Origin of the sequence: Alcanivorax jadensis T9 (assembly GCF_000756655.1) — a bacterium.
Classification (GTDB): Bacteria; Pseudomonadota; Gammaproteobacteria; order Pseudomonadales; family Alcanivoracaceae; genus Alcanivorax; species Alcanivorax jadensis.
In genome coordinates this window covers 143,316-155,530 of the sequence record NZ_ARXU01000001.1, presented here as the reverse complement: position 1 = coordinate 155,530, position 12,215 = coordinate 143,316, and the positions used below count along the sequence as shown (strand labels likewise).

At 57.4% G+C, this 12,215-nt stretch carries 11 protein-coding genes; 6 read left to right on the top strand and 5 right to left on the bottom strand.

Translation table 11 applies throughout. The features are described 5' to 3' along the window. Nucleotides 1-37 precede the first annotated feature (37 nt). The 4 genes from T9A_RS00710 to thpR all read right to left on the bottom strand — a co-directional run bounded on the left by T9A_RS00710 (nucleotide 38) and on the right by thpR (nucleotide 3,521). Nucleotides 38-631 (bottom strand): hypothetical protein, encoded by a 594-nt coding sequence (locus tag T9A_RS00710; RefSeq protein ID WP_035244253.1) that lies wholly within the window; start codon nucleotides 629-631, stop codon nucleotides 38-40. After that, the gene (locus T9A_RS00705) at nucleotides 628-2,016 is read right to left on the bottom strand and encodes a tyrosine-type recombinase/integrase (protein ID WP_035244252.1); all 1,389 of its coding nucleotides are present in this window, start codon (nucleotides 2,014-2,016) and stop codon (nucleotides 628-630) included. Before T9A_RS00705 ends, T9A_RS00710 begins: the two co-directional genes overlap by 4 nt. A 277-nt stretch (nucleotides 2,017-2,293) precedes the next feature. Next, nucleotides 2,294-2,923 (bottom strand): YbhB/YbcL family Raf kinase inhibitor-like protein, encoded by a 630-nt coding sequence (locus tag T9A_RS00700; RefSeq protein ID WP_035244251.1) that lies wholly within the window; start codon nucleotides 2,921-2,923, stop codon nucleotides 2,294-2,296. An 85-nt stretch (nucleotides 2,924-3,008) separates the two neighbouring features. After that, the gene (thpR, locus tag T9A_RS00695; protein ID WP_035244250.1) at nucleotides 3,009-3,521 is read right to left on the bottom strand and encodes an RNA 2',3'-cyclic phosphodiesterase; all 513 of its coding nucleotides are present in this window, start codon (nucleotides 3,519-3,521) and stop codon (nucleotides 3,009-3,011) included. Nucleotides 3,522-3,642: 121 nt separating this feature from the next. On the opposite strand from thpR, the gene rimO reads away from it, so the two are divergent. The 3 genes from rimO (at nucleotide 3,643) to T9A_RS00680 (ending at nucleotide 6,885) form a co-directional block, all read left to right on the top strand. Continuing rightward, nucleotides 3,643-4,968, top strand: coding sequence for a 30S ribosomal protein S12 methylthiotransferase RimO (gene rimO, locus T9A_RS00690; protein WP_035244249.1), 1,326 nt, complete (start codon nucleotides 3,643-3,645; stop codon nucleotides 4,966-4,968). 4 nt (nucleotides 4,969-4,972) lie between these two features. Then, nucleotides 4,973-5,818: a DMT family transporter gene (locus T9A_RS00685; RefSeq protein ID WP_035244773.1), complete on the top strand. Its 846-nt coding sequence runs from the start codon at nucleotides 4,973-4,975 to the stop codon at nucleotides 5,816-5,818. Nucleotides 5,819-5,934: 116 nt separating this feature from the next. Then, nucleotides 5,935-6,885: an alpha/beta fold hydrolase gene (locus T9A_RS00680; RefSeq protein ID WP_035244248.1), complete on the top strand. Its 951-nt coding sequence runs from the start codon at nucleotides 5,935-5,937 to the stop codon at nucleotides 6,883-6,885. 16 nt (nucleotides 6,886-6,901) lie between these two features. Here T9A_RS00680 and T9A_RS00675 read toward each other — a convergent pair whose 3' ends face one another. Further along, on the bottom strand, nucleotides 6,902-8,149 hold the full coding sequence (locus T9A_RS00675; RefSeq protein ID WP_035244247.1) for an ABC1 kinase family protein: 1,248 nt from the start codon (nucleotides 8,147-8,149) through the stop codon (nucleotides 6,902-6,904). Between the two features lie 123 nt (nucleotides 8,150-8,272). Between T9A_RS00675 and T9A_RS00670 the strand changes: the two genes are divergently transcribed. From T9A_RS00670 to T9A_RS00660, 3 genes are all read left to right on the top strand, one after another. Continuing rightward, on the top strand, nucleotides 8,273-8,908 hold the full coding sequence (locus tag T9A_RS00670) for a class I SAM-dependent methyltransferase (RefSeq protein WP_035244245.1): 636 nt from the start codon (nucleotides 8,273-8,275) through the stop codon (nucleotides 8,906-8,908). Between the two features lie 109 nt (nucleotides 8,909-9,017). Continuing rightward, on the top strand, nucleotides 9,018-11,390 hold the full coding sequence (gene lon / locus T9A_RS00665) for an endopeptidase La (protein ID WP_035244243.1): 2,373 nt from the start codon (nucleotides 9,018-9,020) through the stop codon (nucleotides 11,388-11,390). A 91-nt stretch (nucleotides 11,391-11,481) separates the two neighbouring features. Next, the gene (locus T9A_RS00660) at nucleotides 11,482-12,159 is read left to right on the top strand and encodes a pseudouridine synthase (RefSeq protein WP_035244241.1); all 678 of its coding nucleotides are present in this window, start codon (nucleotides 11,482-11,484) and stop codon (nucleotides 12,157-12,159) included. Nucleotides 12,160-12,215: the final 56 nt, after the last annotated feature.

The window sequence follows — 12,215 nt, the reverse complement described above, 5'->3', positions numbered from 1 at the left end:
CCATGCATAGTGGGACAGTGGCGGGCACTGTCCCTACTTATTTTCCTGTTCTGGGGTTTGTAGTGTGACGCTTGATCGTTTTTTCCGAAACTTCAAATTTTATGGCCGCCTTCCGCTGTAGATCCGCATAGCTCAGCCTTGGGTTTTCAGCGTATAGATTATCAATGTGGCTCTGATATTCCGGCCATTTTTTTCTATGGCGCTCAGCGGCAGCGTCCCCTCCTCTACTGCTACTTTCTATTTGCTTCTCGCCACGCTCAATATCAGGAAGGCTCTTTAAATACGTCCCAGCACGCAACGAGTTTAAGGCCTGCGCCAAATAATCCGATGCATAAGTAAATTCAGGCGGTATCTTGTTATCTACAATTTCATTTTTCGTTATCCAAACCAGTAGTGCCGCATCATGAATTGAACGTAGTATCAGAGCGTCAAAATCAGAACCTGCCCCAATAGTTTTTAAAAGCCATGGCGGGCGCTTACATTCTGGGTATATGCAGGCATTCTCCATAAGCCACTTCAAATCTTTACCTGACCTTGTCCTATAATCGTCAATCAATACCTTAAAACCATGCTCTTCCGCATATTGGGTTATATGCTTAATATCAGAATCATTGCTTTTTGATTCATTCACAGCACAGCCCCCTTGTTCAGCTTCTCGCCGCCGCTGAGGCTGGCAGCCACAATATCCAACGCCTCTAGCGCCTGATCCTCGCAAAGGTGGCCGTAGTATTCCTGAATCATGGTGGCGTCTTTCTGCCCCACCATCTTGGCGACGGTTAGAATGGGCACGTTGGCCTTAATCATGGCGCTAATAAAGTGGTGCCGGAATGCGTAGAAGTTTAGGTTGTCCGGCAGTCCTCCAAGGCGCTTAACCCGTGTCCATGGCTTTATGTGGGCCTTTCTATCCAGCTCCCGGCCAGTTCGCGGGGACGGGAATACCAGCCCCTCCTCAGGCTTGCCCTGCTCTTTCCACCATGTCTTCATAATCGCCAGCGTCCCATCATTCAAACGCAGGTCTACCGCGATGGGGTCACGCTTCTTGCGGCGCATGTGCTTGGACTTCTCGGTGATTTTGGTCAGCCTGCCAAACTTTATGTTTAGCTCGTCCCACGTCAGGGAATACAGATCCCCCGGCCTAAGGCCTGTTCTCATTGCCAACTGACAGAAAGGGATGAACCAGTGCGGCATAGTCCTGTCGTCCAGATCCGGCAGGTAGGCTTTCCCATGTTGGCGGCTATTGCGGCGCTCTGCCCTCAATTCCTCCGCGAAGGCCTCCAGCCCCTCACTGATCCCGGCAACCTCATCAGCGGTAAGCATGCGGCGCTCGGCCTTCTTGGGGTCAGCGTTAATCCGCTCCTGCTCATCCATGCTGGCCGTCTCTAGCGTGAACCTCTCAAGGGGGTCAACCTCCAGCACGTCATCCTTCACGGCCTGACGCAGCAGCGTTTTCAGACTGGAATAGGTGCGTTCAATCGTCTTGTAGCGTAGCCCACGGCCTCCCTTGGCTTTCGGGGCTTCGCAATGGGCCTGCCAAGCATGTATGTCCTGCTTGTTGATTGTGGCCATGTCGCGGTCTAGCAGATCCGCAAAGTGCCCTTTGATACGGCTGTAATTGATCTTTGCCGGAGTCGGCTGCCACGTTTTATCCATCAGTGGCTTATACCGGTTCTCAAGATAGTGGCGCAGGGTGCGCTGTTCTGCGGTGGCGGCCTCCTGCTTACGGATATGACGGGAATGAGCCTTTTCCTGTAACGGATCGGCTTCCCCTTCCCTCCAAGCCAGCGCGACCTTGGCGGCTTCATCGGCTTCCAGGTGTACCAGCTTGCCAATGGTCGCCGTTCGGCGCTTACCAGTGCCATCAGTGTAACGATAACGCCAAACGGCTCCTGACTTGAGCTTGGTCAGGTGGAAGCCTGGGATTCGCTTGCAGTAAACCGCCTGCCGCTCCTCTGCCTCTTTTGCCCATTTGTTAGCCGCAGTATCGGTGATGCTTGTGATGGATGCTCGCTTGGCCATACCCCTGATTCCTTGACCGTAATGGTCTGCCGTTCCGGTTTCGTGTAGCCAATCTGTGGCCACACAAGGGGCATAATAACGAACAACGGCGAACACAAGCAAACACTAAACCCTACAATATCAGCATGTTATAGTTTCAACAGATTGAAAAGCGGCACCATTTTTTACGTTCGGGACGTAGGGGTCGCAGGTTCGAATCCTGCTATTCCGACCAATTCAGGTCCTTGTCTCAAGGGCCTACAAAAAAGGCCGCTTTTGCGGCCTTTTTTGTGTCTTCTCAGTCTGCCAATCGCGGGTTCAGCGTGTAGCTCACCGTGATACTGGCTTTGGCAAGTACATGCCCTTCCATGGCCGCAACAATGGCGGCACCACTGAAATCATCCTTGACCGGCAATGTGCTCACGTCCAGTGCGTAAACGGTAAAGACATAACGATGCACAATGCTGTCGTTCCAGGGCGGACAGGGGCCGTCATAACCGAAGTAACTCCCTTCCATATCCCCGTCGCCGGCAAACCAGCTGGTGTAATCGTTAAGACCATGCCGCATACCCTGTGGTGCTGAAGGCCCGGATTTGCCCCGTGGGGTTATCCCCTGGCAATGGCTGCCTTCCATCAGCTCGCTCTGGTCAGCGGGAATGTCGAACAGGGTCCAGTGATAGAAATCCACCCGCGGCAAGTCGGCAGGGACTTCGCGGTCTTCCTGATTCACATCATCGCCCGCACTGGGTACATCCGGGTCATGACAGACCACCGCGAAAGAGCGGGTCCCGGCCGGCTCGCCTTTCCAGGCCAGATGAGGATTGATGTTGCTGGACAGTGCCACATGGTTATCCGGGTCAATCACTGCGAAAGCGAACTTCTCAGCGATGGGAGCCTGATCGGTGATGCTGTTACTGAGTAGCTCCATGGTACGACTCCTTAAATCAGTGTTTGCACAACCCCCAACCTTGCAGTTGCAGGCGATAAATTCAACCTGTCATGGCCATTTCAGTTCAAACCATGCCGGTCAGCGGGTGCTGGGATAATGGCCGGTAGGTAGGGACCTCGCCCTGTATCATTTCACTCTGGTACAGACAGAGTTGATCTACCGACAACAGCCAGTGCCCCGTTTGCGGTACCAATGCCAGCCCCGGCTTTGCCAGGGTAATGTGCGGTCGAAAGGCTCGCTGTTCGCGCTCTACGCCCTGGCGACTGAGGCATTCCCACAGGGCTTCGTGCAAGGTATTGAGAGGACCGGAAACGGTCGTGGTCAGCGCCAGAAAAGGCCCCTGCTCCGCCGGAAAGGCTTCGCAGCAATCAAAGTCCAGTTCAAACGCCGGAAAGCGGCCAGCCAGCGACTGCAATTCACCGGATAACCGGGCCACCCCCGCCGGGGTACATTGCCCCAGAAAGGCCAGCGTCAGATGCAGGTTGGGTCGAGGAGTGGCCCGCGGCAACCCCAGGGAAAGCTCCTTGCACTCCCGGGCCAGAGACCCGGTGACCGGTACGCCGACAAAACAGCGCATGAAAAAACCTCCTGTCTATCAACCAAGCCAGCCGAGCGGCATGGCTTCAAAGCGGTCACGGCGGTAGAATTGCGCCCCGTTATGGCTATCGGCGAACGACAGCCAATCTCGAGGTATCACTATGTCCGGTAAAGTCGGTTTCATCAGCCTGGGTTGCCCCAAGGCCCTGGTGGACTCTGAGCGTATTCTGACCCAGCTTCGCACGGAAGGCTACGAAGTCACATCCAGTTACGACGATGCGGACGTAGTAGTCGTCAACACCTGTGGCTTTATCGACGATGCCAAGGCCGAATCCCTGGATACCATTGGCGAAGCACTCAGCGAAAACGGCAAGGTGATTGTGACCGGCTGCATGGGCGTGGAAGAAGACACCATTCGCAAGGTACATCCCTCGGTCCTGTCCGTCACTGGCCCGCAGCAATACGAACAGGTGGTTAACGCCGTTCACCAGGTGGTGCCACCGAGCCAGAACCATGACCCTTTTCTCGATCTGGTTCCCCCTCAGGGCATTAAACTGACTCCCCGTCATTACGCCTACCTGAAGATTTCCGAAGGCTGCAATCACAAATGCAGTTTCTGCATCATCCCCAGCATGCGCGGCAAACTGGATTCACGCCCGATTGGCGATGTGATGGATGAAGCGGAGCGCCTGGTGAAATCCGGTGTGCAGGAACTGTTGGTGATCAGCCAGGACACCAGCGCCTATGGGGTGGATCGCAAGTACCAGACCGGTTTCTGGCAGGGCATGCCGGTGAAGACCCGTATGCTGGAAATGTGTCAGGCCCTGGGCCAGCTTGGCGCCTGGGTACGCTTGCACTATGTATACCCCTACCCCCATGTGGACGACATCATCCCGATGATGGCCGAAGGCCATATTCTTCCCTATCTGGATATTCCCTTTCAGCACGCCAGCCCCAGCGTACTGAAAAACATGAAGCGCCCAGCCCATTCCGAAAACACCCTGGAGCGAATTCGTCGCTGGCGGCAAATCTGCCCGGACATCACCTTGCGCAGCACCTTTATCACCGGTTTCCCCGGTGAGACCGATGCAGATTTCGAGCTTCTGCTGGACTGGCTGGAAGAAGCGCAACTGGACCGGGTGGGCTGTTTCACCTATTCCCCGGTAGACGGTGCCCCGGCCAACGCCCTGCCAGACCCGGTGGATCCGGACGTGGCGGAAGAACGCCGCGAGCGCTTCATGAACGTGCAGGCCCGCATCAGTGCCGCCAAGCTGCAGAAGAAAATCGGCAGAACCCTGGAAGTGCTGGTGGACGAGGTGGATGAGGAAGGCGCCATCGCCCGCTCCCAGGCTGATGCGCCGGAGATCGACGGCCTGGTCTATCTCAACGGGGAAAGTGACCTGAAGCCCGGCCAGCGGTTAATGGTGAATATCGAGCACGCCGACGAGCATGATCTGTGGGGTACTCCGGTACCGGTCGGCCATTAATCCGGTGAACGACCAGCCTCTCAAGGGCGCTCTGCTACTGGTCCTCGGTGAGGGTCTGCTGGCGGTGATGGCCGCCATGATCAAGCATCTGTCCGATCACCTCGACACCGAGGTGATCGTGTTTGCCCGCAATCTGTTCGGGCTGTTGATCCTGTTGCCCATCATTGCTTCGCGCGGCGGCTTTGGCCAGCTGCGCACCCGCTTCCTGCACCTGCACATGATCCGCGGTTTTACCGGGGTCACTGCCATGTTTTGCTTCTTCTACACCATCGGTCACATTGCCCTGGCAGAAGCGGTACTGGTGAAAATGACCGTACCCTTCTTTCTGCCCATCGTGGCCTGGTTGTGGCTGCAGGAAGTGATCAGCGTGCGCACCTGGCTGGCTATCATCGGTGGTTTTGCCGGGGTTGCCGTGATCATGGATGTGAGCAGTGGCAGCGTGAACCCGGTGATGTGGGTGGCGCTGGCCGGGGCCGCCATCATGAGTGTGGCCAAGGTAAGCATCCGGCGCATGGCAGTATCGGAACCTGCGCAACGGGTGGTGTTTTACTTCGCCCTGTTTGCCACCCTGTTTTCCGCCCTGCCCCTGCCCTGGGCCAGCACTCCTCCTGCTGGCAGCGATTACCTGTGGTTGTTCGCCATCGGCCTGGTGGCCACCGGCGGGCAATACGCCATGACCACCGCCTACCAGATTGCCCGCCCGGGCCAGGTGGGAGTCTACAACTATTCATCTGTCATCTGGGCCGCCCTGCTCGGCTGGATGTTCTGGGGCGAAACCCTGGTCCTGACCACCCTGATCGGTACCCTGCTGATTGTTGCCGCCGGCGTCTGGAATCTGAAGAGCCGCTAGTGAGTATCTACAGAAGGCCTTCACGGTCCTATTGGATATTGGCCCGCAGAGAAGGACACGAGGCGACAAAATCCCCTATGCTCTTGGGTCGGCAAAACAACCAACGGGATTCCTGCATGCATTCATTAAAACTCAGCCTGCTGTTGATCAGCACGATCGTCCTTTCCGGCTGCGATGGACTGGCAAAATGGGCCTACGAGAGTGGCTTGAGCCTGGAAAAGGGTCGCGCCGGTCTGACGGATCAGACCGTGGGAACCAGCGACGGCATTCAGTGGCACCTGCTACGCAGTGAAGGTCAGCAGGACAAACCTGCTGTCCTGTTGATTCACGGTTTCGGCGCCGATTCCAGTAACTGGGTACGCTTCGTCAACGAACTTGAAGGCGACTTCCATTTTGTCGTTCCGGACCTGCCAGGTCATGGCGACACCACCCGTAACACGGATCTGGATTACACCATGGCAGCCCAGGCAGAGCGCCTGGTGACCCTGATGGAGACCCTGGAGATTCCAGCCTACCACGTGGCCGGCAATTCCATGGGCGGCGCCATCACCTTGGCTCTGGCGCAAGCAGCGCCACAGCAGGTGCTTTCCATGGGGCTGGTGGATGCGGCCGGGCTGACTCGCCAGACCGAGGAATTCAAAGCCATACTTGCCACCAGCGACAGCAACCCGCTGATCCCGCGCAGCCCGGAACAATTCCACACCACGCTAAAGTGGGCCATGGAAGACGCACCTTATATCCCGGAATTCTTCATCGATATCATGGGCGCGAAAAAGGCGCAGAACGCTCCTGTGACCGAGAAGATCTGGGAGGATATGGACACTGACCCGGGTCTAAGCCTTGAAGGCACCGGCAAACTGGCCAGCCTGGAGCAACCAGCACTGGTTCTCTGGGGCCGTGAGGATCGCTTGTTAGGCGTGGACAACGTGGATGTTTTCCTCAAGGAACTGCCCAAAGCCCGGGCGGTGATCCTTGATGGCATTGGCCATGTGCCCATGGCAGAAGCCCCTACCAAAAGTGCCGATGCTTTCCGGGTATTCTGGCGTGAAGCGCAATCAAGCTCCTGATTCATCTTTACCGTCGCTAGGTTGACTGGGCCTGCCGCTGCTCCGGCGGAGTCCAGTCAAACGGCACCTGGTAGCTCATCAGAAACCCCCCCAGCGTAATCAGTACCCGCGAGATGCCGATATAGGAATCGGGAATACTGATTCGCTCTTCTCGGAACCGCTGCATCAACTCCCCCATCGCCGCCACCGGCCCCTGTTGATTGACCTTGTCAGTCAGTACAAAGAGAGCCAGCTCTTTCAGTGTTTCCGGGCTTCCGCCTTTAAAGCCTGCCTGAACAAACAACTCGCCGATATCCACATCCCCTTCAAAGCCCATCAGGCCGTACAGCAGCCGTGAATAGCGACGCACTTCGTCCGGCGTCAGCACACCAATGGCACCGAAATCCAGAATCACCACCTGGCCCTGGTCGTTGACCAGGAAATTGCCTGGGTGCGGATCCGCCTGGTAGACCCCGAAACGGGTCACCTGCTGAAGGTAGCTGGTTAACAGTACCGAGAGCAGGTCCCTGGCCTGTTCCGGATTCTCATCCAGATGGTTGCGCAACCTTGAGCCATGCTCCCAACTGGTCACCAGAATGCGCTCACTACACAAGCCATCAATCAAATCGGGAATACGAATACGGTCATGATGGGGCTGGCGGGAAAAGCGCCGGGTATTGGCGGCCTCATTACGAAAATCCAGCTCCATGGCGGTCATGATCAGCAGCTGCTCTATGGCCTGCTTCAGATCAAATTCCCGAAACCGGGGCGCGGCAATCGCCGCCAGAACCTGGAATACCTTGGCATCCTGCTCGAACAGCTTCTTGACCCCGGGCAAGCGCACCTTGATCGCCACATCGGTGCCATCTTCCAGGCGCGCCCGGTGCACCTGGGCGATGGAGGCCACTGCCACCGGGTTTTCGTCCACCCAGCGAAAAGCATCACGCCAGTCAGCACCAAGGGATTCTTTCAGGGCAGCTTCAATCCGTGAAAAAGGCACCGGGGCTGCGTCATTCTGCAATTGCTGAAACGCTTCAATATATTCCTGCGGCAGCACATCTGGCCGGCAACTGAAGAACTGGGCCGCCTTGACCCAGATCGCACCATTGCGTCGACACAGGGCAGTAAGAATGTCCGCTCCCCGGCAGTGACGCTGGTGGCGATCATCCTTGCCGACGCCCCCCGCATAGATCGCCGCCACACGAGCCATGGCCGTCAGTGCCCGCAAATACCGGGAGCGCCCTCCAGCCAGGCCACCGACACCGGCGATACTTTTCTTAATCATTAGGCTTTATTCATTATGGTTATTCACCGGAATTCGGTTTGCCCAGAGTAAGCCGCATAGATACGGCTTGAAACCCGTCGGGCTTGACCTTACTGTTTCTAGCTTTGCCGCTGGTGAGCGATTATGTCAGGAACAGTTATACGCGCTGGAGAGCCGCATACCATTCGCACTCGCGGCATCACCCTGCTGCGTTCCGGCCACCGGGAAATCCGTCGCCTGAAACGTGCAAACCACACCCCCTCCATTCACGGTAACAAGGTCTGGAACTCCAGCTTCCTGATCATGGACCACCTGACCCGCCGAAAAGTGTCTGCCGACGAGCATATGATGGATATTGGCTGTGGTTGGGGTCCCCTTTCCATCTTTGCGGCCAAGCGTTTCGGTTGCCGGGTCACGGCTGTGGATGCCGATCCGGATGTGTTTCCCTATCTCGACCTGCATGCACAGATCAACAAGGTTCAGATCAACCAACAGCAGGATAGCTTCGAAAAGCTCACCCAAAAGCGCCTGGCCGAGGTGGACATCATTGCCGGTGCCGACATCTGCTTCTGGGATGAACTGACCCCGGTGCTTTTCAATCTGATACGCCGGGGCCTGCGCAGCGGGGTCAAACAGGTGATTATTGCCGACCCGGGGCGGTCGCCGTTCTATGCCCTTGCGGAAAAATGCGAGAATGCCGGTATGGATGCCCGTGTCGTGGAGCGCCGGACCAAAACCCCAAAAGTCCTGAGCGCGGATCTGTTGATTATTAATCGCTAACGCAGCGGTCTGCGATGTATCAAACATGCGGCGCACCCCAGTGCCGCACTATTGATTTTTCGCACCTCGCCACCATGTTGTTTCCACGCTGAATGGAAGTGACAACATTATGAGCCAAGACGATAGCAATACTGTTGAGCAACCCTCGAGCAGCCTGGCGCTGCCTGACCAGCCGAAACCCCAACGCATCTACCTGATTCCCGTCCAGCACCGGCCTTTCATGCCCGGGCTGGTACAACCGGTGATGCTGGACAAGGAACGCTGGCAGGCGACCCTGGAACGAGTCAGTCAGACCCCACATCAGTCGCTGGGGCTGGTCTATGTCGGCGATAACGACCCGGATTCGGTGACGCCGGAAGATTTCCCGGAATACGGCTGCCTGGTCAAGGTTCACGCCCTCAATGAAGAAAACGACCAGTTCCAGATGGTGGCTCAGGGCACCACGCGATTTCATATTGAAAACTGGCTGACCCGCAAGCGGCCCTTCATGGCTGAGGTCAGCTATCCGGAACCTCGTGTCGAGGCGGATGAAACCATCCGCGCCTTCGGCATGGCCATTATCAACACCATCCGCGAACTGCTGCCCCTGAATCCGCTCTACAATGAAGGGCTGCGCCACTATCTACAGAATTTCTCCCCCAGCGACCCCTCGCCGCTGACTGACTTCGCAGCAGCGCTAACCAGCGCCAACGGCGCTGAGCTGCAGGCCATTCTGGAAACCGTGCCGTTGAAACCGCGCATGGAAAAAGTGCTCACTCTGGTCAAGAAAGAGCTGGAGGTGGCCCGACTGCAGAGCCAGATTTCCGAAGAGGTCAACGAGAAGGTCAGTCAGCACCAGCGCGACTTCTTCCTTCGCGAGCAGCTCAAGATCATCCAGCGGGAGCTGGGCCTGAGCAAGGATGACAAGACCGCCGAAGCGGAGGAATTCCGCGAACGCATGAGCGCCTTGGCGCCGCCGGAATCCGTACAGAAACGTTTTGAAGACGAGCTGCAGAAGCTGTCAGTGCTGGAAACCGGCTCACCGGAATATGGCGTCACGCGCAACTATCTGGACTGGCTCACCAGCGTACCCTGGGGCCAATACAGCGACGACAACCTGGATCTGAAACATGCCCGGGAGATCCTGGAAGCCCACCACAGCGGCCTGGATGATGTGAAGGACCGGATTGTGGAATTTCTGGCCGTGGGCGCCCTGCGTGGCGAGGTCAAAGGGTCCATTATCCTGCTGGTGGGCCCACCGGGTGTGGGCAAGACCAGCATCGGTAAATCCGTCGCCGATGCCCTGGACCGCAAATTCTACCGATTCAGCCTGGGCGGCATGCGCGACGAAGCCGAGATCAAGGGCCATCGGCGCACCTACATCGGCGCCATGCCCGGCAAGCTGGTGCAGGCACTCAAGGAAACCGGCACCGCTAATCCGGTGATCATGCTCGATGAGGTGGACAAATTGGGGCAGTCTTTCCAGGGTGACCCTGCCTCGGCCCTGCTGGAAGTGCTGGACCCGGAACAGAACCAGGATTTTCTCGACCACTACCTGGATGAACGGCTGGACCTGAGCCACGCCCTGTTTATCTGTACCGCCAATACCATGGACAGCATTCCCGGTCCCTTGCTGGACCGCATGGAAGTGATCCGCCTGTCCGGCTATATCACCGAAGAAAAAGTGCAGATCGCGCGCCAGCACCTGTGGCCCCGTGCCCTGGAACGTGCCGGCGTAAAACCCGGCCAGTTGCGCATCAGCGACAGCGCGCTGCGCCAGATCGTGGAAGGCTATGCCCGCGAAGCCGGGGTCCGTAATCTGGAAAAACAGCTCAACAAGATCATCCGCAAGGCGGCGGTGAAACTGCTGGCTGGGGAAAAGAAACTGAGCGTCTCCGGCAAGAATCTGGCGGATTTCCTCGGCCAACCCTACTTCCAGACCGAGAAGACCCAGCGAGGCGTGGGCGTGGTAACCGGCCTGGCCTGGACCTCCATGGGCGGCGCCACGCTCTCCGTGGAAGCCAGCCAGGTGCACAGCAAGCAGCGGGGCTTCAAGCTCACCGGTCAGCTTGGTGATGTCATGAAAGAGTCCGCGGAGATTGCCTACAGCTATGTAGCCAGCCATCTGCGCGATTACGGCCTGAGCGAAGAGCGCCTGGATGAAGCCTTTCTCCATCTCCATGTGCCGGAAGGGGCAACCCCCAAGGATGGCCCCAGTGCCGGTATCACCATGGCCAGCGTCCTGCTGTCACTACTGTTGAAGAAGCGTTTGCCGCGCAAGGTGGCCATGACCGGCGAGCTGACCCTCACCGGCCAGGTACTGGCGGTTGGCGGTATCCGTGAAAAAATTATCGCCGCCCGGCGTGTAGGTATTCGTGAGGTGATTTTGCCGGACGCCTGCCAGCGGGATTTCGACGAACTGCCGGGGTACCTGAAAGACGGACTCACTGTGCATTTTGCCAAACAGTACGACGATGTCTTTCAGATACTCTGGGGTAAATAGGTTGCGAGAAACGAGTGATGAATAGCGAAAGGCAAAAACGGGCTGAAGTCCCGGAGTCAGTATCTCTGCGATCTCAACGACGAACTGCCCGATGAATTCACCCGCCGACAAACCCTACTATGTCGTGCCCACCTGCCATGAGCGGGTGAGCACGGTGTACAGGGATGAGCATATTCTGCTGGTCAACAAACCGGCCTATCTGCTCAGTGTGCCGGGGCGCGCACCGGAAAATCAGGACTGTGCGGTGCGACGCCTGGCGCGAAAAGATCCGGATATACGCCTGGTACACCGACTGGATCTGGATACGTCAGGCATCATGGTCTTCGCTCTCACCCGCCAGGCGCAGAGCCAACTCAGCCGGCTGTTCCAGCAACGTACCGTGAAGAAACGCTATCAGGCGGTGGTGCACGGCCTGGTAGCAAAAGATAGCGGCAGCATCGAGTTGCCATTGATCGCGGACTGGCCCAACCGCCCGTTGCAGAAGGTCTGTTACGACACAGGCAAGTCCGCCCTCACCCATTACCAGGTGCTGGAACGGGACGAAGCCCGCAACCGCACCCGGCTAGCGTTAAGCCCCGTCACCGGCCGCAGCCATCAACTACGGATTCACTGTCGGGAGCTGGGTCATCCCATCATAGGCTGCGACATGTATGCGCCGCCGGAGATTGAGGCACTGAGCCCGAGGTTGTTGCTGCACGCGGAGTGGCTGGCCTTCAACCACCCGATGACCGGGCTATGGCAGGAATTCACCTCACCCTGCCCGTTTTAAGCAACCCAAATGGTGCACCCTGCGCAGCTGTAGGAGCTATGCTTGCATGGCGAACC

Coding starts and splice junctions, on each gene's coding strand:
- T9A_RS00705 (WP_035244252.1), bottom strand. CDS start 2,016: ATGGCCAAGCGAGCATCCATCACAAGCATCACCGATACTGCGGCTAAC.
- thpR (WP_035244250.1), bottom strand. CDS start 3,521: ATGCGCTGTTTTGTCGGCGTACCGGTCACCGGGTCTCTGGCCCGGGAG.
- T9A_RS00675 (WP_035244247.1), bottom strand. CDS start 8,149: ATGATTAAGAAAAGTATCGCCGGTGTCGGTGGCCTGGCTGGAGGGCGC.
- T9A_RS00700 (WP_035244251.1), bottom strand. CDS start 2,923: ATGGAGCTACTCAGTAACAGCATCACCGATCAGGCTCCCATCGCTGAG.
- T9A_RS00660 (WP_035244241.1), top strand. CDS start 11,482: ATGAATTCACCCGCCGACAAACCCTACTATGTCGTGCCCACCTGCCAT.
- rimO (WP_035244249.1), top strand. CDS start 3,643: ATGTCCGGTAAAGTCGGTTTCATCAGCCTGGGTTGCCCCAAGGCCCTG.
- T9A_RS00680 (WP_035244248.1), top strand. CDS start 5,935: ATGCATTCATTAAAACTCAGCCTGCTGTTGATCAGCACGATCGTCCTT.
- T9A_RS00670 (WP_035244245.1), top strand. CDS start 8,273: ATGTCAGGAACAGTTATACGCGCTGGAGAGCCGCATACCATTCGCACT.
- lon (WP_035244243.1), top strand. CDS start 9,018: ATGAGCCAAGACGATAGCAATACTGTTGAGCAACCCTCGAGCAGCCTG.